Here is a 24,960-nt window from a genome sequence, read left to right as displayed (position 1 = left end):
CGTGTCCTCGGCTCCAACTCCTTCACCTCGTGGGACGTAGAGAACGATGCACTCGACTCGAATCGCGTGGCCGCGCGGCACGGCGGCTCAGCTCCTCGCTCTGGCGTGTCTGATCACCGCCGGCACCGGCATGGCGCAGACGTCCAAACGGACTCCGGACGCGCCCAAGGCGAGCAAGCCGCTGCCGCCTCCCGCCACGTCCAACGTTCCCCAGCGCGCGCCCTTCACGGGACCGGCCATGTCGCGGCCCCTGCCGCCTCCGTCGGGCCTGGCCAGCGTGGACATCCCGGATCCGCTCGCCGCCGCCCAAGGCGCGGATTCGCTCGAGGAGTCCGTGCAGCAGCTCCTGAGCGAGGCGATGGTGTCCACGGCGTCCAAGCGCAGCCAGCGCATCGCGGACGTGCCGATGACCATCTCCTGGATTCCCGCCGAGGAGCTGGAGGGCACCGGCCAGTTCACCCTCTGCGAGGCCATCCAGTACTTCCCTGGCATGGAGTGCCGGCGTGGCTCCATGCGCAAGGCGGCGGTGAGCGCGCGAGGTCTGGGCTCCAACTACCTGTCCAACCGCCTGCTGCTGTTGCAGGACGGCCGGCCCCTGACGGACCCGTGGACGGGCCAGTTCTACGCGGACGAGACCACGCCGCTCAACAACCTCAAGCAGATCGAGGTCATCCGCGGCCCGGGCTCCTCGCTCTACGGCTCCAACGCCTTCAGCGGCGTCATCAACATCATCCAGCGCCAGCCCTCGGACCTGATGCAGGAGGGGCGCGACTTCGGCGTGGATGGACGGGTGCTCGCGGGCCAGAACAACACCTTCCGCGCCCAGGCGACGGCGGCGGGGCGGGGTGGGCCGGTGGAAGCGCTCGTGAGCTACTACGGCCTGAGCTCGGATGGCCCTCAGCTCTTCAACGATCCGAAGACGGGCCAGGTGGACACCAACGAGAGCTCCCTGGTGCACCAGGTGAGCGGCAAGGTGAACGTGAAGGGCGTATCGCTGGACGCGTCCTTCACGAGCGCGGACATCGGGCGTCCGGGCGGCCAGCAGCTGTCCACCGTGGGCAACTGCGGCCGTTGCCACTACACGCCCAACGACATGGAGCACGTGCAGAACTTCAACGCGAGCGCCCAGGTCGATCAGCAGGTGACGGACAACCTGCGCGTGTTCGCCCAGGCGTACACGTTCTTCAAGCGCCGCGAGGTGGAGCTGGAGAACGCCTTCGTGGAGAACACCCCGCAGTCCGCGCTGGGCAAGCGGCGCCGGCTGGGCGGTGAGGCCCGTGGCCTGCTGTCGCTCGGCGACGTGACGGTCACCTTCGGCGGTGACTACAAGAACGACGTGGTCAACAACTCCAACGTGCTGCCCGGCCTGACGTTGGACGACACGCGCCAGCAGATCCTCGGCGGCTTCGTCGACGCGGAGTACCGGCCCCTGAGCCAGCTCGTGCTCAGCGCCGGCGCGCGCTACGACCGCTACCTCATCCCGGAGACGGTGTGGCAGGCCCGGACGGATCAGCTCTCGCCGCGCGCGAGCGCCGTGTTCCACGCGCGGCCGGACCTGACCCTGCGCGCCAACTACGGCCGCGCCTTCCGCGCGCCCACGCTCGCGGAGCTGGCCATCAACCAGCAGATGTACGCGGCCACGCTCATCGGCAATGGCTCGCTGCGCGCCGAGACGTTGGACACCGTGGAGGCCTCGGTCGATTTCTGGCCCTTCAACCGCACGGTGCGTCTGACGGGAACGGGCTTCTACAACCTGGCCAAGAACTTCATCAACCAGGAGCTGCTCTTCGGCTCCACGTCGCGCTTCGAGAACATCGGTGACGCGCGCGTACTGGGACTCGAGCTGGAGGCCGCCGCGCAGGTGGCCGCCATCAACTCCTCCTTCGACGTGGCCTACCAGTTGCTCGACGCGCGCTCGCTCGCCTCGGGCAGCCGCCCCGAGCAGGCACTCGACTACGCGCCCAGGCACCGCGTGTACGCGCGAGGCCGGACGAACTTCGCCAAGGTGGCCTTCGCGGAGCTGTATGTGCTCTTCGTGGGCTCGCGCTTCGATCCGGGCTACCTGGCCAACCCGACCTCGGGAGTGCTCGAGCGCGTGCAGCTGCCCAGCTACCTCACCACCAACGCGCGCGTGGGCGCCAACGTCACCAAGGGCCTGACGGTGTCGCTGCTGGGCTCCAACCTCTTCAACGCCAAGTACGAGGAGTCCCATGGATTCCCCGCGCCGCCGCTGAGCGTCTTCGGCGAGGTCAAGTACCAGTACTGAGCCCCATCGTGAGAGCCTCCGCCCATCCCGCCGCTCCCGGCCTCCAACTCATCGCGGATGCGTCGCTCGCGCCCCAGGTCCTGGAGCGGGTGGTTCCCACGCTCACCCGGGGCGGTCTGCCCGTGCACGTCCCGGGGTCTCGCAAGGGGGGTCATGAGCTCCACCTGTTCGACGGCCGCCTGGGTCCTCCCCACGCGGCGCTGCTGGACAAGGCGTCGCCCGCTCTCCTGCTCGCCGCCCGGCCGCCGGGCGGCCTGCCGTCCGCCTGGGAGGTGTCGCTCCTGGGCTCCCTGCTCCGGGGCGAGCCGCTGATACCCGCTGGCGCATCGGGGGCGAAGTTGTGGCTCGAGCAGGTGGTGGACTTGAAGGGTGCCGCCTCCGAGGCGTCCGCGCTGGTGGAGGCCTCGGGAGGCAGCCGGAGCATGGCGAACCTGGCCGCCGAGGTGATGCACGAGCTGGCGGCCAATGCCCTGCTCGACGCCCCGGTGGACGGACAAGGTCAACCTGTTTACGCCTACCGTCGCGAGTCGGTGCGGGCGGTGGCTCCCGAGCACGTCTGCCAAGTATCCTTCGCCATGGGCGAGGGTGGCATCTACCTGGAAGCGGTGGATCTCTTCGGGCGGCTGACGCCCGCGCCCCTGGCGAAGGCGGTGGCGTCGCTGGGGGGCCGCATGCAGGTGAATGCCTCGGGGGGCGGCGCGGGTCTGGGGATGCGGCGCATCCTGGAGGCGTGTGAGGCGGTCGCGGTCCGCGTGGTTCCGGGTAAAGAGACGCGGATGTTGGGAGTGGTGGGATTCGGGGAGGCTCGCCGCCGGGCGGCGCTTCCCAAGTCGTTGCTGTACTTCAAGTCGGAATGAGGAGCGGGCCGGTGGAGACGCAGGGTTCCAGTGCCACGATCAACCGCGTGCGCGTGGGCACGATCAACCACGTACGCATCGCGGGCGTCATCGACGAAACCTTTCCCCTCACGTCCACCATGACGGACCTGGGCGGGCTCATCATCGTCGATCTCGGCCAGGTGGAGCGCATCAGCTCCTTCGGCGTGCGGCGGTGGATCGAGTTCGCCAGCAAGCTGCCGCAGGGAGGCATTTCCCTCTACGTGGTGAACGCGCCGCCGGTGATGGTGGACCAGCTCAACATGGTGGAGGGCTTCGCCGGCGTGGCGCGGGTGTTGTCCGTGCTGGCGCCCTACATGTGCCGCGCGTGTGGCGAGGATCGGCTGCGCCTGGTGGACCTGCAGGCGGAGTCGGCGGTCATCGCCGAGGGCCGTGCTCCCGAGCACTCCTGTCCCGTGTGCGCGGGCAAGCTGGAGTTCGCGGATCTCCCGAGCGAGTTCTTCGACTACGCCCGGCGCCAGCAGTTCGGCACGGTGGACCCCGTGGTGATGCGCTACCTGCGCGCCACCACGCCCAGCGCTCCCGCCTCGCTCACCACCCACTTGAAGATCGTCCAGGACGACATCACCTACGTCACCCTGGCCAGCGAGCTGAAGGCGGACCTGAATGTGCGCCGTCTGGCCTCGGGGCTGGAAGGGCGTGTCGCCTTCGACTTCTCCCACGTCTCCAAGGTGGAGCCCGAGGCGATTCCCAAGCTGGAGCAGGTGCTGAGCACGGCGGCGCAGGGGGCTCAGGTGGTGCTCTGCCGGGTGCCCTCGCCGGTGCTCAACGCGCTCGCGCGCTTCGGCAAGCCGCTCGCCGCGCAGATCAACACGCTGTGGCTGCCGTGCGAGTGCCGCAACTGTGGCCATGAGCACCAGCAGCGCACGCTCGCCTCCGAGTACCTGACCAAGCTGCTCGCCAACGCGAGCCCCGAGCGCGAGTGTCCCATCTGCGGTGGCACGGCGCGCCTTCCCGCCATTCCCCAACTGGTGCCGCTGCTCAGCCGCTCCTCCCTGGTGGAGAAGCACCTGGAGGACATCGAGGCGCTCGAGCCGCGCGCCCTGAGCCAGTACCTCTTCGGCAACACCAACGCGGAGCCCAGCAACAACAAGGGCAGCAACTCGGACATCAGCAACAGCCTGGGCGCCAACAAGCTGCAGATCATCCGCCGGCTGGGGCAGGGCGGCATGGCGGAGGTGTTCCTCGCCAAGCAGGTGGGGGTGAAGGGCTTCGAGAAGTTCGTGGTGATGAAGAAGATCCTCCCGCAGTTCGCGGAGAACACGGAGTTCGTCGACATGCTCTTCGCGGAGGCGCGCGCCAATGCCCGCCTCACGCACCCCAACGTCGTGCAGACGTTCGACGTGGGCCTGTCCGACAGCGTGGCGTACATCCTCATGGAGTACGTGCGCGGTCCGGACCTCAAGAAGTTGATGAACGAGCTCAAGCGCAAGGGGATCGCCCTGCCGCTGGAGCACGCGCTGCGCATCGTGGCCGAGACGGCCGCGGGCCTGCACTACGCGCACAGCTACGTGGACCCCGCGGGCGTGCCGCACCCGGTGGTGCACCGCGACGTGAGCCCCCACAACGTGCTCATCTCGCTGGATGGCGCCATCAAGCTGAGTGACTTCGGCATCGCCAAGGTGCAGGGCGAGGAGAACACCCAGGCGGGTGTGCTCAAGGGGAAGATTTCCTACATCTCCCCGGAGGCGGCGGCGGGCCGGCCGTTGGACGCGCGCAACGACGTGTTCGCCCTGGGCGTGGTGCTCTTCGAACTGCTCACCGGCCAGTTGCCCTTCAAGAGGGACCACGACGCGGCCACGCTCAGCGCCATCGTGCGCGAGCCCGCCCCGGTGCCCTCGCAGCTCAAGCCCTCCATTCCCCAGGACGTGTCGGATCTCATCCTGCGCGCCCTGGTGAAGGAGCCGGCGCGCCGCACGCCGTCCGCCGCCGCCCTGCGCGAGGAGATCGAGGCGGTGATGGCGCACCACCGGCTCAACTCGTCGCCGGCGGCGGTGGCCCAGTTCTTCAAGGCCACGCTCGGCGAGCGGCTCGCGGAGTTCGGTCCCACCCAGCAGGGGCCCTTCACGGGCTCGTTCCCGAGCGTCCCGGCCGGCCTCACCTCCAACGCGCCGCGTCCTCCGCCGCCTCCGACGGTGACGGGGGAGATGGCGGCTCCCGCGGACACGCAGATTCCCATGCGCGCGGGCGCGGCTCCTCGTACGCCGTCGCTGTCCGCCCCCATGCCGGCCGCTCCTCCGCCGCCTCCGCCGCGGCCGCTCTCCTCCGAGGATCGCACCGAGGTCAACGTCTCCAAGCCGGGGCTCATCGCCATGCCCTCGCGGGCCCATCAGGCCCAGGCGGTCGCGCCGACTTCTGGCCCGCTGGCGCCCGTGCCTCCTCCAGCGGCGGTCTCGCCCACCCGTGTGGCCCCCGCGCCGGTGAACACGGCGGTCGCACGTCCGTCGGCATCGCCCGCCGCGGCTCCCGTACCGCCCGCCGCCCGTCCGGCCACTCCCCTGGTTCAGCCCATCGCGGCCCAGGCGCCCGCCGCCGCGCAGCTTCCCGCTCCGTCCGCGGCCAGCCGTCCCCCCTTCGCCCGGTGGGCGGCCTTTGGCGCCGTGGGCCTGCTGCTCGTGGGGGGCGTGGGGGTGGTGGTTCCCAAGATCTTCTCGCGAGGCGGTGTCGAGGTGATCAACCGCGAGCCGGGCGAGCAGCTCTACGTCGCCGGACTCCAGGTGGAGGACCCCAGCACGCTCGATCTGGAGAACGCCAAACAGCTCGTCGTGTCCACGGCGGTGGATGGCCAGCTGCGCCGCTTCGGCATCGCGGTGCGCAAGGATGTCATCGACGTGCGCGCCTTGCCCGAGGCCCGGCCCCAGCCGGGAAGCAAGGGAACGCTGCGGGTGAGTGGCCACTCCGGCTGTTTCGTCAACGTGGACGGGCGCATGGCTCCGGGGGCGACGCCGGTGTCGATCGACATCGAGGCGGGCAAGGAGCTGGGCGTGAGCGTGAGCTGCCCTGGCCAGCCCGTCTGGTCACGGCGGGTGATGGCGGTGCCGGGGCAGGAAGTGGAGGTCGTTCCGAGCACGGGGACCTGACCCGCGTCGCGGGGAGGGCCCCCGCGGCGGGTCACATCCGGGTCACACGAAAGGTTGGATGCCGGGCAAGCCACCCGGCATGGCGGGCTCCGGTTCATTCTGTGTTGTTCCAGTTCGCCTGGATGGGTGGATACTTCTGAAGAAGAAGCACGCGCCGCAAATCCTTCCGGATGCCTCATGATCTTCGTGGGTCCAGATGACGAGTCGGGAGCCCCGAGCCCGCGAGCGCCCCTGGGTGCTCCGGACCCGGACGCGTCGCTGACGCTGTCCTTCCGTCACCTGCTGTCGGATGCGATCTCCTCCTTCCTCAGCGAGGCCGGGTTGGGCTCCGCCCAGGTGAGCGATCCCCTCAGTGAGCTGCTCGTGACGCTGTCGCGCTACCGGGAGGAAGGCGAACCGCTCTTCCCGGTGGCGTTTCTCGGGGATGACCTGGAGGGCATGCTGCGGGTGCTCGGCGGCCGGGACACCATCCCCATGGGGGTGGGCCCCCGCTCCCGGGAGACGATCCAACGGGCACTCAAGCAGTGCGCGCCCCTGGGGCAGGGCCGGTGGTGGTGCCTGTACATGCTGCTGGTTCCGGAGGGCTTCGCCTACGGCATCTTCCGCACGGATCCCTCGCCCCTGGTGGAGACCCCCCTGGAGCGGATGCGACGGGCGGGAGATCGCTCGCTGCGGATGGTGGGGGTGTTGCAACTGGCGGAGAACGTCGTCGAGCTCCGGGGCATGGGCGGCTTGTGCCGTCACGTCTTCCTGTCCGGTGCGCGCGCGGAGAACACCCTGCCCACGGTGGCGATGGACGAGCTGGCGCTGGGCTTGACCGCGGACGTGCCGGAGCCGGCGCGGGGCCTGACGCGCGACTTCTACCGGCGGGTCCTCTTCGAGGCCATGCAGGCCTCGCACGGCACGCTGGTGGCGGTGTTGCCCAAGGGCATGAGTGGCCTGCCGCTCTTCGTGGACGGCGTGCTGCTGGAGACGCCGTTGGACCTGGTGGCGCGGGTGATGCGCTACCACCTGGAGCCGGGCGTGGACGCGGCCTCGGCGGTGAGCGCCACGGCGCAACTGCTGCGCGGGATGATGGCCACGGATGGCATCACCGTGTTGCGCTCGGATGGATTCATCGTGGGCTACAACGTCTTCATCCGGCACCCGGAGACGCTCAGCCGGGAGGCGGCGCGCGTGGGCGGCGCCCGGCGGCGCACCTACGAGGTGCTCTGCGGCTGGGTGGGCCGCGAGCTGACGACTGCCTTCTTCCGTTCACAGGACGGGGCCATCGCCTGTTGCCGGGATTGAGCCTGTGACAGGCTCGCCGCCGCATGCGCGTGCTTCCCGTCACCCTCCTGACGTTGAGCCTCACCGCCCCATCGCTCGTGGCCTGTACCCTGACGTCCCAGCCCCGCGTCTCCTCGGACACGGAGGCCGCGCCCGAGCCCGCGCTCGAGCCAGGTGATGCCCTCCGGCCCGTCTCGTCCTTCTCCGGCATCGCGGACCTCGAGGCCCGTTCGGTGGCCCTCTTCACCGAGGCCGGCCGCGTCATCACCCATCCCCGGTGCACGAACTGTCATCCCGCGGACGGGGTGCCCCGCCAGGGGCTGGAGCAGCGGCCCCACCTGCCACGGGCAACGGGAGGCGAGAACGGTCACGGTCCCCCGGGCCTGCCGTGCGCGGCCTGTCACCCCGCGGCCAACACCCCCGTGGTGGGCGAGTCCCTGCGGAGCGTTCCGGGCAACCCGAAGTGGGCCCTGGCGCCAGCGGAGATGGCCTGGGTGGGCCGCTCGCTCGGGAGCATCTGCGAGCAGCTCAAGGATCCGGCGCGCAATGGGGGCAAGAGCCTCGTGCAATTGCAGCACCACATGGCCGGGGATGAACTGGTCGCGTGGGGATGGGCGCCGGGAGCGGGCCGTCAGCCCGTGCCCCCGTCCCAGAAGGTGTTTGGCGAGCTCATCCAGGCATGGATCGACACCGGGGCTCACTGCCCGGCGCCTTGAGCCCGCCGTGTCGCCGCCAGACGCTCCGGAGTCAGCGGCAGGTCGCGCACCCGCAGGCCCGTGGCATCGAAGACGGCATTGGCCAGGGCCGCCGCGGTGGGGCCTTGCGAGGCCTCTCCCGCGCCGAGGAAGGGCTCTCCGGGGCGGTCGACGAGCGCGACCTCCACGGGGGGCACCTCGGAGAAGGTGAGCAGCGGATAGGTGCTCCAGTCGCGCGAGCGGATGCGGTGGGCGTCGTACTGGACCGCTTCCTTCAAGCTCCAGCTCAAGGACTGGATGAGCCCGCCCTCGAGCTGGTTGGCGAGTCCATCCGGGTTGACGATCTCTCCCGCGTCGGCGGCCACCACGGCGCGCACCACCTGGATGGCCTGGGTGGCGGGCTCCACGGAGACCTCGAGGCACACGGCGCAGTAGCTCGCGAGGTTCTTGTACCGGGCGAAGCCGATGCCCCGGCCGTGATGGGGGGCTCGGGGCCGCGTGGACCAGCCGAAGCGTTCGGCCGCCTTCTGGAGGACGTCGCGGGCGCGCGGATCGTTCAGCTGGCGGAGCCGGTAGGCGAGGGGATCCACGTTCGCCGCGTGGGCCAGCTCATCCATGAAGGACTCGATGGAGAAGACGTTGGCGTGGGCGCCGAGGCCGCGAAGGGACGAGACGCGCAGGGGCATCTCGGTGACGAAGTGAGTGGTGATCTTCTGGCCAGGAAACGCGTAGAGGGGAATCGCGTTGCGGTCGGCGGCGTAGTTGGGGGGGCCTCCATTCCGGGGCACGGGCATGGGGAAGGGCGTGGCGAGGGCTCTGCCCGCGAGCAGGTTGCCTGGCGCTCCTCCGGGACGCGTGCCATGCGAGGTGGACCACAGCTCGTACGCCCAATCGAGCACGTCGCCCTTCCCATCCACGCTGGCGCGCACCTTCGTCACCATGGCGGGCCCGTAGGGCTCCCAGGTGTGCTCGTCCTGGCGCGACCACTGCACGCGAACGGCGTGGCCAGGCAGGGCACGGGCGAGCAGGGCGGCATCGGCGGCGGCATCGTCCGCGGCGTTGTGGCCGTAGCAGCCCGCGCCGCTCAGGTGCCGGGCCCACACCTTGTCCTCGGGCAGGCCGAGCATCTTCGCGATCGCCTGGGCCGTGTCGAAGACACCCTGGCTGTGGGTGTCCACGGTCAGCACGTCGCCATTCCACTCCGCCACCGCGCACGAGGGGCCGATGGAGCCGTGCATCAGGTAGGGGCGGCGGTAGCTCGCCTCCAGGGTGCGCGCGGGCGCGGGGCCCTTGGGGCGCACGACGTCCTGGATGACCGTGTCCTGGGAGGACTGGGCCAGCAGCCACGCGTGGGGATCCACGGGCAGGGGAGCGCCCTCACGCCACCGGGCGTTCTCCGCGAGCCGGGTCGCGGCCTTGTGGGCCTTCCACTCCTGGGTGGCGATGACGCCCAGGAAGTTCCCGTCCCGCACGACCTTGAGGACGCCGGGCATGCGCTCCACCGAGGCCTGTTCCACCTCGACGAGCGCCGCTCCGGGAGACGGGGGCCGGATGACCCGGCCGTGCACGAGGGAGGCGGGCCGCAGGTCCTGGACGAAGGCCGTCTCCCCCGTGAGCTTGGCGGGCAGATCCCGGCGAGGCATGGGCTGGCCGATGTAGCGCCGCTCGGAGATGGGCTTGGGCGCGACGGTGCCGGTCGCCTCCTGGTTGAGGGTCCGCCCGCCCACGAGGCTCCAGTAGGTGACGCTGCCTCCTCCAGACGGCGCCGTGAGGGTGCCGTCGCGCACCTTCAGGAGCTTGCCGGGCACGCCGAGCCGTTCGCTGGCCATGCTCACCAGCAGGGCACGCACCTCGGCGGAGGCGGCGCGCACGGCCGATCCGCCCTCGGGCATGGACAGGCTGCCCGCGGTGAGCCCCTGATGGGGGGAGTGCCGGGTGTCGCCGGAGAGGATGTCCAATCGCGACAACTCGATGTCCAGCTCGTCGGCGCACAACTGGCCGAACGCCGTCAGGATGCCCTGGCCCAGCTCCACCTTGCCGGTCTTGAGCGTGACCCGGCCATCCGCGCCGATGCGCAGCCAGGCGTCGAGGGCGGGTGTCTTCTCCAGATCCCGAGGGAGCTTCCCCGGAGGGGATGAGGCGCCCAGGGCGGAGGGACGGGCGAGGGTGAAGGCGAGCACCAGCGCCCCCTGGAGGAAGGATCTCCGATCGAGTGGAGCGCTCATCCCTGGCGCTCCTTCGCGGCGCGTTGGATGGCGCGCACGATGCGGTTGTGCGAGCCACACCGGCACAGGTTCGCGTCCAGGGCGGTGCGGATCTCCGCCTCCGTGGGATCGGGCTTCACGCGCAGCAGCGCCTCCGCCGCGAGGATCATCCCCGGGATGCAGTACGCGCACTGCCCGGCCTGTTCGTCGAGGAACGCGCGTTGGAGCGGATGGAGCGCTCCGCCCGGGCCCCGCAGGCCCTCGAGCGTCGTGATGGCCTGTCCACCGAGCGAGGCGGCGGGAACGAAGCACGAGCGCAGGGGCGCGCCGTCGCGCAGCACCGTGCAGGCGCCACACTGGCCCACGCCGCAGCCGTATTTGGCGCCATGGAGTTTCAACTCGTCCCGCAGGACGTAGAGAAGGGGCGTGTCCTCATCGGCGTCGATGGAGTGGGTCTCTCCATTGACGGTCAGCGTGAAGGCCATGGCGGCGGCTCCGGTCGGACGGCGGAGCCGGAGACGCTAACAAGAGGGACCGGGTCCGCAATCGGCTCGGGGCGAGAGCGGGGCCCGAGTGTCTTCCGGAGACGGTGTCCACCCGGGACCGCGGAACACGTGGCCCAGACGGGTGCGCCAGGAGGAGGCGCGGCGCACGTCGCGCGCGATGGCGGCGAACTCGTGGAACGCGATGCGCACCGGGTTGTACGTCCTCAGGTTGTGGGTGAGGCCGTAGACGGGGCGCTCGTCCTCCTGCTGGAACGTCCCGAAGAGCCTGTCCCAGATGATGAGGATGCCGGCGTAGTTGCGGTCCAGGTAGCGCGCGTTGGAGCCGTGGTGGACCCGGTGGTGGGAGGGCGTGTTGAGCACCCACTCCAGGGGACCCATGCGGCCGATGGCCTCGGTGTGGATCCAGAACTGGTAGAGCAGGCTGATGGCCTGCTGGAGCACGATCATCACCGGGTGGAAGCCCAGCAGCGCGAGCGGCGCCCAGAAGAGCAGGCCCGTCATGGGCGTCCACGTCTGCCGCAGGGCGGTGGAGAGGTTGTAGCGCTCGCTCGAGTGGTGCACCACGTGCGAGGCCCAGAAGAAGCGGCACTCGTGATGGATGCGGTGGAACCAGTAGTAGCAGAGGTCGTCGGCGAGGAAGATCGCCACCCAGGCGACAGGCCCGGTGCCCATCCGCAGGGGCGTGAGCTCGTAGAGCACCGAGTAGAAGGCGAAGGCCACGCCCTTCCAGACCAGCGCGATGGCGGAATAACCGAGGCCCATGGAGAGACTGGCCGCCGAATCCCGGACGGTGTAGCCGAGCAGGCCAGACTCGCGGTGCCGCACCAGGTAGATGAGCTCCACGGCCATCAAGAGGATGAACGCCGGGATGGCGTACAGGGTGAGATCGATGGGCGGAGCATGGGCCATGGGAGCACTCCCTAGGGAGAAGAGGAGAAGGCGCGGCGCGCGAACTGGGTGAGGAGGGCGAGCATCCGGGGGTGATCTGGATTGGAGGGGAGGGCGGCGCCACCGACGGCGGCGCCCTGCACGGCGTTGAGGATGAGCTCGATGAGGGCGTCGAAGCCCGGCTGGGTGGCGGCGACGTTGGGGAAGAGCTCACGCGCCACGGCGTGCAGGTGACGGCGGTGGGGCGGGTCCACGACACTCAGGGCCGCGGCCAGCTCGGGATCGGTGCGCGCGGCGACGTACAGCTCGATGGCGGCGAGCAACTCCGGGCGCTGGTAGATGTGCCAGAGCCGCGCGATGGCCTCGGCGATGCGCTCCTCCGGGGCGGCGGGCAGGCCGTCGAACCCGGCGCGGTACTCGTCGATCAGGCGGGGAAACAGGTGCTCGACCGCGGCGCCGAGCAGGCCGGCCTTGGTGGGGAAGTGCTTGAACAGGGCCCCCTGGGACACGTCGGCGCGCTGGGCCACCGCCAGGGTGGTGAGCCGCGCGTAGCCCAGCTCCACCAGACACTCGATCGTGGCGTCCAGCAGCTTGAGGCGGGTGGCATCCCGGCGCTCCTGCTGGGTCCTCCGGGCTCGGGGCTCGCCCACGGTGAGGGTCGATGCATCGGACATGGGGCAAGTATGCGTCCCCGGATTTCAAAAAGAAAGTGAGTGCTCACTTACTTGTGATGGGCGCCTGCTCCTCTGGTAGGTCCATGTGTGAAGTCGGGGCATACCTCTTCGGGGGCACAGACAGGGAAGTTCAGCCCCCTTACATGGAGGGTGGGAGTCCCACTCTTGGGACGATGAGGGCCGCCGATGACTTGGGAGGACATGTACCCGCGGGAGCGCTTGCTCATCGGCAAGCTGATGGAAGGATTGATCCACGTCCAGACCCTGTCGGAGCTGGTGCGGTGCGTGGAGGAGTTCCTGGCCAGCTTGATCGCGGCGGATTGCATGGCGTTGTGCGTATCCAGACCCGGTCCGGCGCGCGGATACGACTGGTTGGTGGCGCGGATGCTTCCGGCGTTCTTCGACCGGGCCCCGGAATGGGGCGGGTGTGATTTCGTCCAGGACGCGGTCGCGCTCCACCCGAACACGGTCATGCGGGATGAAGACATGATCTCGCGCGAGGATCTGGAGCGCAATTCCATGTATCGGATCAGCCACGAGATGGGCATGCCGCTCGAGCAAGTCATGTCCATCATGCTGACCGTTCCAGGACAAACCTGGCATGGGGGATTCACCGCGTACCGGACCCGGCCTCGTCCCTTCTCGGAGCGCGAACAGGGTCTCCTTCAGTATGTCGCACGGCTGTTGGCGATCACGATCCAGAAGTGCCGGATGTTCCTGGAGGGGGCGCTCCATGGCGGCCTTTTCGAATCGCTCGCCCGGGAGCAAAACGTGGCGCTCCTGGTGTTGTCGCCACCATCGGAAATCATCAAGGAGACGGCGCCTGTCTCCGCGCTGGTGAGCAAGTGGTTTTCTCCCAAGGAGTGCGCGCCGTCAGGCATTCCGAGGGAGTTGCTCGAGACGTGTGCCTCGTTGGTGGAGCGCTCGGCCGCGGGAACGTGGGTGCGCGAGAACGAAGAAGCAGGAGAGACCCTGACGGTGACGTTCACTCCCTTTACGCGGGCGGATGGTCCCGCGTACTGGCAATTGAAATTCCAGGAGACACATCACCCCATGCTCGTGACCTGGCTCAAGAAGTTGACGCCCAAGGAAACGCAAATCGCTCAACTCCTCCTCCAGGGCAAATCCGACAAGGAAATCGCGGCGCTGGCGGGATGTGAGGTGGGCACCGTGAAGAAGCACCTGCGCAGCATCTACGGGAAGACGGAGACGAGTGGCCGGGCCGAGTTCATCGCCAAGGCCTTGAAGAAGCCGGAGTGACACGACGCGACAGCGCCCGTGAATGAGGATCCGGGCGTTGTCGCGTCCCTGCGCGAGGGCGCGTGTGAGGTTTAAGTCGTGCGAGGCGTTGTGTGATCTGGGTGTAGCCCTGTCAGCGGACGATGCAGTCGAACTTCTCGATGACCGCCAGGAGTTCTTCCGGGTGGGTGTCCAACTGCTTCGCAAGGGTGAGGGCGTGTTCGGTCAGCGCCGTGGTTCGAGGCGGCTGCGTGTGAAGCTCGTCTACGACAACAGAGCCAAATCGGCCCGGCCACTGGACGCTGCGCAGCTCGGGGGCTCTCCTGATGGGGTCCAGAAGGGTGAAGCAGGGCCACTTGGGAAAGCGAATGGTGGAGGGGTCACAACTCATGATGCGGCAGCCATCCAGGCGGGCCTCGGTGAAGTCACAATCCTCGATGGAGCCGTGCTGAAATCCCGGCAGGCTCATGTACTCGGGCCAGTGCCCGAAGTCGCACCCCGACAGCCGCCCCTTGAACCGACAGCCCTTCAGCGACGCCGCCAGCCATTGCTGGTGATTCTTCAGCTCTTGCTTCACCTCGAAGGTGCAGTTGATGAAACGCGCTCCATCGAAGAACAGACGCCGGGCGGACACCTTCAGCACGAGGGTGCAATTCTTCATTGTCAGGTTGGGGCCCAGGAAGTAGTGCGCCTCCCTATCCATCAACTCCAGCCGCTCGTTTTCAATATCCTTGTTCTCGAAGAGGACGTTTCCGAACCGGTCCATGGCCATCGCCCCTTTCAGAAGGTGAGCATCCGGAAGAACTCGCCCGCCATGCGCCTGCCGTGCCGTGCCAGGTTCGACTCCGTTCCGGAGAGAATCTCGTACTTGCGGTTGTTCTCCAGATCAACCACGTCGACGCCCCGGTGGTTGAACCGAAGGCGGCCTTTGAATTGTGCCTCTACCTTGGCGTGCACGAATCGCCCCCGGGCCTCGCGCTCGAGCAGTCGCGCGAGCCAATACTCGCCCGCCTTTTTGGCATCGTCGATGGCCCTTCGCTCGTTCTGGCTGAGTCTGTGGGGTCCCCACTCGTTCGCGGCCTGGGTGATGGCTTCTTGGAGCATGTCTCCCACCTTGTCCTCGGCGGGAATGTCCGCGGCCGACTTTCCGCGTGGCAAGTGCCAGCGCTGGCCGTCGCTGAGCTCCACCTGCCGGTTGCCGCCCCGGTGATGGATGACGGTTTCGGCGGAGCGGCCCCCTGGAGCCTGTCCCGGCCCATTGCCCGTCCCCTTCTTGAGCATCACCACGGCCATGGGGCCCTGCGGAGAGGTGGCCACCGTTTCCGCCGCCGCTACGGCCTTGGCCAGGGCCCCCTCCGCCGCGAGCGCGGCCTCCGTCACCTCCAAGCGTCCCATGACGGCGGCGCCGCCCTGCGCCTCGAACTGCGCTCCCGCGAGGTTGATGCGCGGAAGCGACATCACCCGCGGCAGCACCTGCCCCATCGTATGCCCGCTGAGGGCGGTTACGGCGAGAATCATGGCCCGGGCGGCGTCCTCCCCCAGCACCTTGCCGAATTCCGCACCCGCCGCGCGCAGCTCCTCGAAGGTGGTGGCGTGGTGCGCTGTGTCGGCCATGTGGGCCCACCCGTTCATCAGCCCGTACATCGTCTGGAGGCCTAGGTAGCCCGCCAGGAGGAGGGTCATGCCAGCGGCAATGGCCTTGGTTGTCGGCTCGGGCACTACCCACATCATGCAGTAAAGGGCCACCGTCCAGACGACCATGGAGACGAGCACTTGCACGTCCAGCAACTCGCGCTTGAGGGCGTCGCGCGTCTCGTCGAGCACCGAGCCGAAGGCCAGCGCCAGGGCGAACGCCCGCCGGTCATCCGCGCGCAGGTAGGGCCCATCGTCCAGCAGGCCCAGGCAGTCGCCGCCACCCTGCCGCTCACACCACTTGAGGTACTTCTCTTTCAGGGCTTCTTCGGCCTGAGGCGTGAGGGCAACCGGGCCCTCTTGACGCTCAGGTATCCAGGTGAGGGACTCGCCGCGATGATGCTCCAACTTCCAGTAGCCCGTCACGGCCACCGTGGGGGCGTCTGGCTGCGTGGGTATGAGGTTCAGCAACTCGTGGGCGGCCTGCCGGGGCGTCTTCGCGCCCAATCGCACGTCGTGGGCGAGCCGCTGGAAGGCCTGCTGGAACTCGGCCCTGGGGATGGGGACCGGCCGTGTGGAGACGGCACCGGGCTCCATGAAGTCCACCTCGTACACGGTGGCGGACTTGAGCCTGGGCTCCCTCGTAAGGAGGCTGCCATGGGGGGTGCCCGTAGCACACGCGAACTGGAGGAGGACAATGAGGGCCCAGGCGCGAGAGCAGGGGCCCAGACGCGCGTTCGTAGGACGAGCGCTAGGACGATGGTTGGACACGACGCACCTCCGGCAGCGATGCGGCCGAAAGCCGTCGCTCCGGAATTACAGGAAATGAAGGTGCGCTGGTCAAGCGACCGGCTTGAACAAGGGTTGGAGGGTGCCGCAGGTGAGCATCCTGACGCAGTAGGTTTAGAAGCGGGGGAGCGACAACAGGTTGTCCGTGGTGCGGCCATTGGCCACGGTCCTCAAGTAGGGTGGCTGGTCCCTCACGACCTCCACCTTCACCTCGCCCTGCTGATCCTTGACCCGGGCATCTCCTCCCCTGTCAATCCAATCCACCATGTTCGCGCGGGGGCTAGCACCGGACTCTCCGGTCTGGGGATTGTGCCAGTACAAATCAGTGATGTGCTTGAGCGTGGTTCCGCCCGCGGACAGCCGAATGTGGGTGATGTAGACCATGAATGTTCCTCGAAACGTCAGACGTTCCCGGAACGAGCCCACTCAGGGGATATGGGCTCGTTCCGGGAGCACCCATTGATGCCGGTGCTCAACGCGCAACATGCGTCGGGAGGGCGATGCCGTCTGTACTCCTCATGGGGTACGCGTCACGACCTCCGCTCATCACACGAGAAAAGCCCCGTGTAGAGGACGCGCGTGGTGCGGGCGGACAGGATCATCGCGGCCTGTTCCTCGGGATCCGTCAGCGAGCGCAGCACCGCCGTCAGCTCGGCCACGTGGCCCTCATCCGCGCTCCCGTGGCCCCTCAGGAACGTGACGGCCTTGTGGATGTTGGGGATGAGCCGGGCCGCCAGCAGCCGTTCCACCGCCTTGCTGGCGCGCGCCACGGACAGGTACTCCAGCACGTAGGCGGTGCCGAGGAACGCCGTGGGAGCGCCCTTCATGGACGTGTATCGGTTCCAGGCGATGTAGGCATTGACCGCCGGGCTGCGTCCCGAGCCCTCGACCCGCCCGGCCGGCCAGCCCAGGTTCTTCAGGTCCGCGAGCAACCAGCGCTCGTGGCCCCGCTCCTCGGCGGCCTTCTGCAAGAGCAACTCTCCCAGCGCGGGGTGGCGGCCCGAGCGCTTCATCCGCTGTCCCGATTCGATCAGCAGGGGCGTGCTCCAGCGGACGTAGTGGTACGTCTGCATCAGGTAGCGGGCGTAGCCAGTCGTGTCGATGGTGCCTTCGAAGAGCCGCCGGGCGTCGGGATGGGCATCCAACTGCGCCACCAACGTGCGCGCCTCGAGTTCCAGGGCCTGGGTCCAATCCGTCGTCAGGGGGGAGGTTTCGGTCTGCATGTGCATGGACGTCTCCTGTCCGGGGGCCGTGAATCGGTCCCGGGGTGTTGAAGTGAAGGGGGGGTGAGGTCGAAGCGAAGGAGGAGGAACGGCAACTCAGGCGCCGCGAGCGGCCGGGACGCTCAAGGCGTCGAACCGGCGCAGGGTGCTGGCGGGAATCTCATTCAGGGCGGCGACCAGCGGCAGGGAGTAGCGCTGGAAGGCCGGATCGTAGATGGGCTCGGAGATGAAGCGCGCGCCCATCTTCCGGGCGAAGAAGGACAACACCCCCGGCATCCTCAGGCCGTCGAGCTGGCCCCGCCGGGCCCCCGCCCGCTCCCATTCGGAGTAGAGGGGCACGAGGGGCGTCTCCGGAGGGGGAGGCGAGGGATGGTTCGGCACGTGCCATCGTTGGCTCAACCAACCCTTGTGTTTCGCGACCTGGTGGATGAGCCGCGCGTCCTCTCCGCAATCCGTTTCCATGTTCGCGGAGGCAATCCAGTGAGTCACCCCGCGCCGACGGCTCTCCCAGTAGAGCCCGGCCAGCAACCACAGGAGCGCTTCGGAATGACGCCAGGGATGGAGGATACAGAGGCGGGTGCTCTCGGCGAACAGGAGGCCCGTGCCGCCCACGCTCGACAGATCCACCTTGTCTTCCAGCGCGAGGCCCCACCGTCCGCCGGTGGCGCGCGCCACTTCCTGGTTGGGCAACAGCAGCCGGGTGGTGGCCACGGGCACCTCGTCCGCGTAGACGACGACATGAGAGGTGGTTTCGAGCGTGTCGAAGCAATTCACCTCCCGAGGAGCCGCGAGGGCTGAACCTCCGAGCAGACCCAGCTCGGAGCCGAAGACGGCGTAGCGGACATTGAGCGCATCATCGAGGTGCCGCAGGGTGGTGGCGACGCGGCAGGACAGGGTCGTCATGCGTTTCTCCAGGGGGGCGAAGCACGGCGTCTCGCCGCGTCTTCCCTGATTCATTCGCCGCGGAAAGGCGGAGTTCGCCACGCCGTGTTTATTTTCCCAATGAAGCCGGGTTGGAGCGGACTACCACCAAAGAGGTATGGACTTTCCATCCAGGCATCGATCAACCTCCCCGTCAGGTCGGATGACGTCCGCGTCGAACTCTCCGGTGTGGTTCCGAAGGAACGGACAACACACACACGGAGCGCGCGAGGTCTGAACGCGACCTGGCGAGGAGAGGGGATGAGGATGTCCATACGAAGAGTTCCGCCGGTGGATGAGCGGCAACTGCATGACCGGGCCCTTCAAAAGGATCCAGCGATCCTGGTCGATCTCCTGCTCGCTTTCGCGGAGCGGATCGAGGGGTTCCTGACGAGTGGTCTGAAGTGCGACAAGGAGACGGCCCACGATGCCCTCATCGATGTGCTCTTCGCCTATGCGACGACCCCCGAGCGGTACGATCCCCGGCAGGGCCGCTTGGTGACCTACCTCACCCAGGCGGCGAAGTATCGGGTGAGGGATCGGCTCCGTTCGCGGGCCTCGGAAGCCCAGCGCGAGGAAAACTTCGCGAGCGTTGTCGAACTCTGGCAGCCGTCTCCGAAGGAGGATTTGGAGAATTATGTGGAGGCATCCCGTGCCGTGGACCGGCTCATCGAGAAGGGGCTCTTGAAGGACGAGCGAGACGTGGCCGCTCTCCGGCTGATCCTCAGCGGGGAGAGTTCCACCGAGACGCTGGCGCGGGCGTTGGGACTGGACACGTCGTGCCTGGAGCGGATGCGGCAGGAAGTGAAGCGGCACCGGGACCGACTCATGAAGATACTGGAACGTTTTGGAAAGGAGGACCCCGATGACCCAGCCTGAGTGGTTGAAGACCGCGGTCCGTAAGAGCCCGGAGCACAAGTGGACGCTCGGCTACATCTTCGAGACCGCTCACCGGATCGAGGGCAAGTCGCCGGAAGATCTCGCGGCGGAGTTGGACTGCTCGCTCGAGACGCTCGATTGGCTCGCGCTCTGCCGCCGGCCCGAGGAGGACCGTTTCGCCGAGCATCTGCGCATCATCACGGACCGCTTCAATCTGGCGCCGCTTCCGCTCGTGAGGCTCATCCGGCGCGTGGAGTCATTGGCCGCCTTCTCTCGGCGGGATGAGGGCGAGGCACGAAGCGGCTCCACATTGCTCGCGGCGCGAGACCGTTCCGACGATGACGAGCGCGAATCATGAGGCGCAGGTGGCTGGAGGACGCGGTGAAGGCCAGCAAGCTGGGCGCTACCCCCAGCACGCGTTTCCCTCGTGACTTGGCGGAGGAGGTGGAAATCCACCTCCCCGTTTTCCTCGTGAAGATTCCGGGACTCACCACCCACCAGATTCGCGACTGGTTGGCCCAACGGGACATCCAGGTCAATGCCCCCCAGGAGGACCGTGCGATTCACGGGTGCATGGTGGCGGAGAAGGAACACGGATTCATCTTCTGGGACAGCCAGGACACCGCGGCTGTGCAGCGCTTCACCCTGGCGCATGAAGTGGCCCACTTCGTCCTCGATCATCTATTGCCGCGGATGAAGGCCGTGGGAGCCCTTGGCAAGCGCATCTGCGAGGTGCTCGATGGGGAGCGCGAGCCCAATATCGAGGAGGGTATGTCCGCCATGTTCAAGCGGATTCCCCTCGTGCAGGTCAAGCTCATGGATCGGGATTCCTCGGGGGCCATCTGCGTGGGCAGGGTGGATGCCGCGGAGCATCGCGCGGATCGTCTGGCCTTTGAATTGTTGGCACCCGCGGAGCAGGTCCTCCCGATGTTGAAGGGAGTCTCTCGGAAGGAGGGAGTGGCGAAAATGGCGTTCCGGTTCGGCCTTCGCCCAGAAGAGGCCGAGTCGTATGCCCGGATCCTGCTCGGGCCAGAACACCGGCCCTTTTCCATCAAGAAGTATTTCAATGAGGAGGAGGAGGAATAAGCATGTCGGAGGGGATTCCACCGGATGGGGATGATGGTTTCATCCGGGACGATGATTATCGGAAGGCGTTCGGCGAGGATCTCGCCGATACGCTCGACTTGAGGAGTTGGGACCTGGGATTCGATCCCAAGACCCTCCTGAAGCGATTCAAGGCTCAGATTGGCAAGGCGGTGGAAGATGAGGATGTCCTCCGGGACTTCATCCGGAAGGAATTCTTCCCCCGCCTGCGGCTCCCGCGCGATGCGCCCCCGAGCGCGGGTGTCTACCCAGCCAGTCCCGAGCGGTTGGCCACCATTCACGAGGGTCTGCTCTTCCCAGGGCGAGTCGAAGCCGTGAACAGCGTGGCCGTTTCCCATGACAGCCTGCCCATCGCGATCACGCAGATTGGGGTCGCCATCGTCAGCTATGGCGGGAACACGGGGGTTTTCTCCCAGCGCCTCTTTCGCAAGGAGATGTCGACCCAGACGGATGCGCGCAAGCTGGTGAGGGAGATCTTCGAGCAACGCCGGGCGCGCGACCTGGAAGAGGAGGACACCCTGTCCAAGCTGGCGCGCCGGAACATCCGGGCCCACGCGGAGCTGGCCCTCCTGCTGGACCGGTCGAACGCCGATTGGCGCATGGGCTATGGAAATCCCTGTTCGCGTGAGCTGCTGTCGGGTTCCGGCTATTCGAGCCTGTTGACCGCGTCGCTCGAACTGCTCAAGCGCCTCATCCGGGATCAACAGAAGTTCGTCTTCGTCCCCAACTCATTGGAGGACCGCGGCTTCCTGACCTTCGGCAATGCGTTGTACGGCGGGGAGTACGCCATCATCGACACGCTCGAAGAGGACAGCGCGTACCTCGTCGAGAAGTGGAATCTCGACGACGATGACCGGAAGAGGGCACTCAAGTTCGTGAGGGAGTACTGCCCGAACGTGCTGCGAGGCATCTTCCGCGCGTCGGACCACTCGCCTCCGTATCTCTTCTATGCACACCGGGAGCACGTCCACGTCGCGGCGCATGTGGCGATGGCCGACAGCATCCTCCGCTCCGAGCGGGGCTTCCCCATGCTCCTGGATGTCGCGGATGTGGCCTGCCGGGGAGCCTTCGGATCCGAAGGCTTCCTGGGCATGGTGAACGATGCCTACGCCCAAGCGGGCGCGAAGTTCCACTACGCCAGCGAGCGCAAGCGGCGTCCCTGAGGAGACATGACCCATGGCCGATGATGACAAGACCTACCAGGCCTCTCCCGGTTCGGACCCGAGGACCGCGCCCATGGCCGTCCGAGGGCCTTCCGCACCAGGTGCCGTGACGCCTCCGTCGGGCGGGCCCGTGCGGACGGTGCCGGTGGCGGTGCCGGGGCCAAGACCGCCGGGCGCACCCAAACCCCCGGGCGGGCCCGTCGCTGGCGCCCCGAAGCCGGCTGGACCCCCGGCAACACCTCCCGCCCGGCCTGTCCCTCCAGTGCAGGCCAAGGCTCCGCCGCCGTCCAACACCCCGCCACCGGCCAGGCCACCCGCCGCTCCGCCGCCGCAGGCGAAGGCACCCGCTGCTCCAGCCTCGCCCCGGAACGACGTCCTCAGCCCCCTGCCCGAGAAGGCGCTGGGGGAGTTCAAGGAACTCGAGACCCTGGCGAAGGCCTCCTCCCTGGACCTGGATCCGGAGCTCGAGAAGGCCGTGGGCTTCACCCACTTCGACACCTCGGCGAGCGAGGACAACCTCATCACCGTGCTGACGACGCGGAAGGACATGCACCAACTGGCCTCGCAGACGCTCGTGCGGGTGAAGTCCCGGGAGGACAAGCGCTCCTATCTGGGCGTGGTCGTCCGGGGTCCCTTCTCCGAGCCGGATGCCATCGCCGCCAACTCCACGATGGCGGTGGGCGTGGTCGTGCAGGGCAAGAAGATGTCCTACACCTTCGATTACCACGGGCGCGCCGACATCGAGATCCTGGGGGAGGAGGTGGGCGGCGCTCTCTCGGCCCCCAAACTCCGGCCTCGCCCCAAGAGCCCCGTCTTCGTCTTGGATGAGCAGGAGAGCGCGCGGGTGCTGGGGCTCAAGGGGAGCATGTGCATCGGGATGGTGGCGGGTCATGAGCGGATGGAGGCCCGCCTGGATCCTCGGGACAAGTCCATCCTCCCGCGTCACACCGGCATCATCGGAACCACGGGCGGAGGCAAATCCACCACCGTGGCGACCCTCATCCACCATGCACAGGCGGCGGGCATCGCGACCATCGTCTTCGACGTGGAAGGGGAGTACACGCACGTGGATCAGCCCACGGACCACGCGGCCATGCTCGCGGCCCTGGCGCGCAGGGGCCAGAAGGCCGAGGGCGTGAAGGACCTGCACATCCACCACCTCACGGGCCGGGACAGCCGCAACCCGAGGCACAAGAACCTGCACCGCTTCTCGCTGAACTTCTCGAGCCTGTCGCCCTACGCCATCTCGGAAATCCTCGGCATGTCCGAGGCGCAGCAGGAGCGCTTCCACAAGGCCTATGACGTCACGAAGCTGCTCCTGGAGGACTTCAAGATCTTCCCCCGGAACGAGGAGGAGCATCAGCAGATGCTGGACGTGGACGAGCTCTCCACGGGCTATCCGCGGATGACGCTCCAGCACATCCTCGACGTCGTGAACACGTACCTCTACACCCTCAGTGACGAGGGCAAGAGCGAGAGCAAGAGCCGGTCGAAGTCCCCATCGAGGCGGCGAGGCGCCGCGGAGGAGGATCCCGAGTCGGAAGAGGGGGCGGACTCGGAGGGCGGGGATGCCCCGCCACGCGGTCCTCAGTTGAAGAGTGAGTTCCGCGGGAATCCCGGCCGGGTGTTGGGCCGGGTGATGGCGCAGAGCAGCAAGAACGAGATCAGCTGGAAGGCCTTGATGGGCAAGCTGCAGAACCTGCGGCGCCTCAAGATCTTCGATGTCGACACCGCGCCCGGCGTGGATCACGGCGCGATGCTCGAGCCTGGACGGGTGTCGGTGATCGACTTGTCGGACACGGACTCGCCCCAGCTCAACAACCTCGTCATCGCCGACATCCTCCGGGGACTGCAGGAGACCCAGGAGGCGCGCTACCAGGCGGCGAACGCCCAGGGCAAGTCCATCACCCCGGTGCTCATCGTCCTCGAGGAGGCGCACGAGTTCCTGTCCGCCAGCCGCATCTCCCAGATGCCGGTGCTGTTCGAGCAGGTGGCGAAGATCGCGAAGCGGGGGCGCAAGCGCTGGTTGGGGCTTGTCTTCGTCACGCAGCTTCCGCAGCACCTGCCCAACGAGGTGCTGGGTCTGCTCAACAACTTCATCATCCACAAGATCACGGACAGCTCCGTCATCTCGCGGATGCAGAAGACGGCGGGCAGCATCGACGAGAGCTTGTGGAACCGCGTCTCGCGGCTCGCGCCCGGCCAGGCGCTCGTGTCATTCAGCAACTTCACCCGGCCGTTGATGGTCGCGGTGGATCCCGCTCCCGTGAAGCGTCTGCTCGTGGATTGAGCGGGTCCAGACGCTCCGTCTCCGCGCCGACCCAGGATCGGCGCGGAGGGGAGGGAGCCTCAGGGCGTGATCTGAGCCGTCGCGCAGGCGCTCGCGTAGGAGCCCTCGCAGAGCTGCGCGGCCGTCCAGAACCCATCCGCGATGACGGTGCTCTTCACGTTGTCCTTGGTCACGATCTGCGCGGGAAGGAGGATGGACGGCACATCCTTGGTGCCATTGTTCACCTTGCCGTTCACCCGGCCCGCCGGAGGCTGGCCCCCGCGCAGGAGCGTCACCGCGACCTCGGCCGCGATCTCTCCCTCCAGCTTGATGGCCTTGTAGACGGTCATGTACTGCTCGCCCGTGAGGATGCGCTGGATGGCGGCCAGCTCCGCGTCCTGGCCCGTGACGGGCGGCAGGGGGTTGATGCCCGCCGCCTTCATGGCCGCGATGGCGCCGCTGGCCATTCCGTCATTGGCCGAGTACACGCCCGCGATGCTGTCCTTGCCGAGCCGGGTGATCGCCTGCTCCATTTCCTGCTGGGCCTTGTCGGGGCTCCAGTCCGGGGTGTCGTACTCGGCGCCCACCTTCAAGCCGCTGCCATCGATCACGCTGTGCGAGCCCGACTTGTAGTACTTCGAATTGTTGTCGGTGGGCGATCCGTGAAGCATCACGATGGTGCCAGACTCCTTGCCGTCCGCCTTCAGCTTGTCGACCAGGGCCTGGCCCTGGAGCCGGCCCACCTGCTCGTTGTCGAAGGAGATGTAGTAGTCGACGTCCGCGTTGAGGATGAGGCGCTCATAGCTGAGCACCGCCACCTTCGATTGCCGGGCACGCGCGACGATGGCGGCCGCGGAAGCCGAGTCCACGGGATCCAACACGAGCACCCGGGCGCCATTGGTCAGCGCCGCCTCGGCCTGGCTCTGCTGCTTGGAGGCATCCTGATCGGCGTTGCTATAGAGCACCTCGCAGTCCGGACACAGCTCGCGCACCTTGCGCTCGAAGTGCGGGCGATCATGGGTTTCATAGCGAGCGGTCTTCGACTCCGGCAGCATCAAGGCGATCTTCCCGCCCGAAGTGGCTCCGCCCGCGCTCTGTCCCGTACCGCCCTTGGCCTCCGGGTTGTCCTTCTTGCAGGCGGGGGCCACGAGCAGCAGCGCGGCGAGCATTCCCGCGGTGCGAATTGAAAACGTCGATGAATGCAGGTTCATCCGTCCCTCTTCGGTGGAAGATTTTTGGAGCGCCACGGGCCGGCCTGGTGCG

21 protein-coding genes are annotated in these 24,960 nt (G+C 67.7%); 11 read left to right on the top strand and 10 right to left on the bottom strand.

The annotated features are described in order from the left end of the window. Positions 1–46 precede the first annotated feature (46 nt). From MEBOL_RS40120 to MEBOL_RS40100, 5 genes are all read left to right on the top strand, one after another. On the top strand, positions 47–2,266 hold the full coding sequence (locus MEBOL_RS40120) for a TonB-dependent receptor plug domain-containing protein (RefSeq protein WP_095982347.1): 2,220 nt from the start codon (positions 47–49) through the stop codon (positions 2,264–2,266). A gap of 8 nt (positions 2,267–2,274) precedes the next feature. Beyond that, positions 2,275–3,123 (top strand): hypothetical protein, encoded by an 849-nt coding sequence (locus tag MEBOL_RS40115; protein ID WP_095982346.1) that lies wholly within the window; start codon positions 2,275–2,277, stop codon positions 3,121–3,123. Beyond that, positions 3,120–6,242, top strand: coding sequence for a serine/threonine-protein kinase (locus tag MEBOL_RS40110; RefSeq protein ID WP_095982345.1), 3,123 nt, complete (start codon positions 3,120–3,122; stop codon positions 6,240–6,242). Before MEBOL_RS40115 ends, MEBOL_RS40110 begins: the two co-directional genes overlap by 4 nt. A gap of 177 nt (positions 6,243–6,419) precedes the next feature. Beyond that, entirely contained in the window at positions 6,420–7,532 is a 1,113-nt protein-coding gene (locus MEBOL_RS40105) for a hypothetical protein (RefSeq protein WP_245919295.1), read from the top strand. A 23-nt stretch (positions 7,533–7,555) separates the two neighbouring features. Then, positions 7,556–8,227, top strand: coding sequence for an Isoquinoline 1-oxidoreductase subunit (locus MEBOL_RS40100; RefSeq protein WP_095982344.1), 672 nt, complete (start codon positions 7,556–7,558; stop codon positions 8,225–8,227). On the opposite strand, the gene MEBOL_RS40095 is transcribed toward MEBOL_RS40100, so the two are convergent. From MEBOL_RS40095 to MEBOL_RS40080, 4 genes are all read right to left on the bottom strand, one after another. After that, a complete protein-coding gene (locus tag MEBOL_RS40095) occupies positions 8,209–10,431 on the bottom strand; it encodes a xanthine dehydrogenase family protein molybdopterin-binding subunit (RefSeq protein ID WP_095982343.1) in 2,223 nt (740 codons plus the stop codon). The genes MEBOL_RS40100 and MEBOL_RS40095 overlap by 19 nt on opposite strands. Further along, positions 10,428–10,895 carry a (2Fe-2S)-binding protein gene (locus MEBOL_RS40090; protein WP_095982342.1) on the bottom strand — a complete coding sequence of 156 codons (468 nt, stop codon included), beginning with the start codon at positions 10,893–10,895 and terminating at the stop codon, positions 10,428–10,430. Before MEBOL_RS40090 ends, MEBOL_RS40095 begins: the two co-directional genes overlap by 4 nt. Before the next feature lie 36 nt (positions 10,896–10,931). Then, positions 10,932–11,765 carry a sterol desaturase family protein gene (locus tag MEBOL_RS40085; protein WP_425437661.1) on the bottom strand — a complete coding sequence of 278 codons (834 nt, stop codon included), beginning with the start codon at positions 11,763–11,765 and terminating at the stop codon, positions 10,932–10,934. 71 nt (positions 11,766–11,836) lie between these two features. Further along, entirely contained in the window at positions 11,837–12,478 is a 642-nt protein-coding gene (locus MEBOL_RS40080) for a TetR/AcrR family transcriptional regulator (protein ID WP_170115689.1), read from the bottom strand. Between the two features lie 186 nt (positions 12,479–12,664). On the opposite strand from MEBOL_RS40080, the gene MEBOL_RS40075 reads away from it, so the two are divergent. Beyond that, complete coding sequence (locus MEBOL_RS40075) at positions 12,665–13,738, top strand: LuxR C-terminal-related transcriptional regulator (protein WP_095982340.1); 1,074 nt, start codon at positions 12,665–12,667, stop codon at positions 13,736–13,738. A 112-nt stretch (positions 13,739–13,850) separates the two neighbouring features. Here MEBOL_RS40075 and MEBOL_RS40070 read toward each other — a convergent pair whose 3' ends face one another. The 5 genes from MEBOL_RS40070 to MEBOL_RS40050 all read right to left on the bottom strand — a co-directional run bounded on the left by MEBOL_RS40070 (position 13,851) and on the right by MEBOL_RS40050 (position 18,264). Further along, a complete protein-coding gene (locus MEBOL_RS40070; protein ID WP_095983308.1) occupies positions 13,851–14,483 on the bottom strand; it encodes a hypothetical protein in 633 nt (210 codons plus the stop codon). 14 nt (positions 14,484–14,497) lie between these two features. Then, on the bottom strand, positions 14,498–16,120 hold the full coding sequence (gene sitA5, locus MEBOL_RS40065; RefSeq protein ID WP_095982339.1) for a SitA5 family polymorphic toxin: 1,623 nt from the start codon (positions 16,118–16,120) through the stop codon (positions 14,498–14,500). A gap of 132 nt (positions 16,121–16,252) precedes the next feature. After that, on the bottom strand, positions 16,253–16,522 hold the full coding sequence (locus MEBOL_RS40060) for a DUF3892 domain-containing protein (protein WP_095982338.1): 270 nt from the start codon (positions 16,520–16,522) through the stop codon (positions 16,253–16,255). Between the two features lie 146 nt (positions 16,523–16,668). Beyond that, complete coding sequence (locus tag MEBOL_RS40055; protein ID WP_425437592.1) at positions 16,669–17,367, bottom strand: iron-containing redox enzyme family protein; 699 nt, start codon at positions 17,365–17,367, stop codon at positions 16,669–16,671. 90 nt (positions 17,368–17,457) lie between these two features. Then, positions 17,458–18,264 carry a GNAT family N-acyltransferase gene (locus MEBOL_RS40050; RefSeq protein WP_095982337.1) on the bottom strand — a complete coding sequence of 269 codons (807 nt, stop codon included), beginning with the start codon at positions 18,262–18,264 and terminating at the stop codon, positions 17,458–17,460. A 285-nt stretch (positions 18,265–18,549) separates the two neighbouring features. Here MEBOL_RS40050 and MEBOL_RS40045 point away from each other — a divergent pair, with 285 nt between their 5' ends. The 5 genes from MEBOL_RS40045 to MEBOL_RS40025 are packed head-to-tail and all read left to right on the top strand — an operon-like array spanning position 18,550 to position 23,718. Then, on the top strand, positions 18,550–19,161 hold the full coding sequence (locus MEBOL_RS40045; protein ID WP_157823981.1) for an RNA polymerase sigma factor: 612 nt from the start codon (positions 18,550–18,552) through the stop codon (positions 19,159–19,161). Continuing rightward, positions 19,148–19,519 carry a hypothetical protein gene (locus tag MEBOL_RS40040; RefSeq protein ID WP_095982335.1) on the top strand — a complete coding sequence of 124 codons (372 nt, stop codon included), beginning with the start codon at positions 19,148–19,150 and terminating at the stop codon, positions 19,517–19,519. Before MEBOL_RS40045 ends, MEBOL_RS40040 begins: the two co-directional genes overlap by 14 nt. Then, a complete protein-coding gene (locus MEBOL_RS40035) occupies positions 19,516–20,247 on the top strand; it encodes an ImmA/IrrE family metallo-endopeptidase (RefSeq protein ID WP_095982334.1) in 732 nt (243 codons plus the stop codon). Before MEBOL_RS40040 ends, MEBOL_RS40035 begins: the two co-directional genes overlap by 4 nt. Positions 20,248–20,249: 2 nt before the next feature. Beyond that, a complete protein-coding gene (locus MEBOL_RS40030) occupies positions 20,250–21,428 on the top strand; it encodes a hypothetical protein (RefSeq protein ID WP_095982333.1) in 1,179 nt (392 codons plus the stop codon). 13 nt (positions 21,429–21,441) lie between these two features. Continuing rightward, entirely contained in the window at positions 21,442–23,718 is a 2,277-nt protein-coding gene (locus MEBOL_RS40025) for an ATP-binding protein (RefSeq protein ID WP_245919290.1), read from the top strand. A gap of 59 nt (positions 23,719–23,777) precedes the next feature. Here MEBOL_RS40025 and MEBOL_RS40020 read toward each other — a convergent pair whose 3' ends face one another. After that, positions 23,778–24,908, bottom strand: coding sequence for an ABC transporter substrate-binding protein (locus MEBOL_RS40020; protein ID WP_095982331.1), 1,131 nt, complete (start codon positions 24,906–24,908; stop codon positions 23,778–23,780). Positions 24,909–24,960 lie beyond the last annotated feature (52 nt).

This window comes from Melittangium boletus DSM 14713 (assembly GCF_002305855.1).
In the GTDB taxonomy this organism is placed as follows: Bacteria; Myxococcota; Myxococcia; order Myxococcales; family Myxococcaceae; genus Cystobacter; species Cystobacter boletus.
This window is presented reverse-complemented; position numbering and strand designations above follow the sequence as displayed.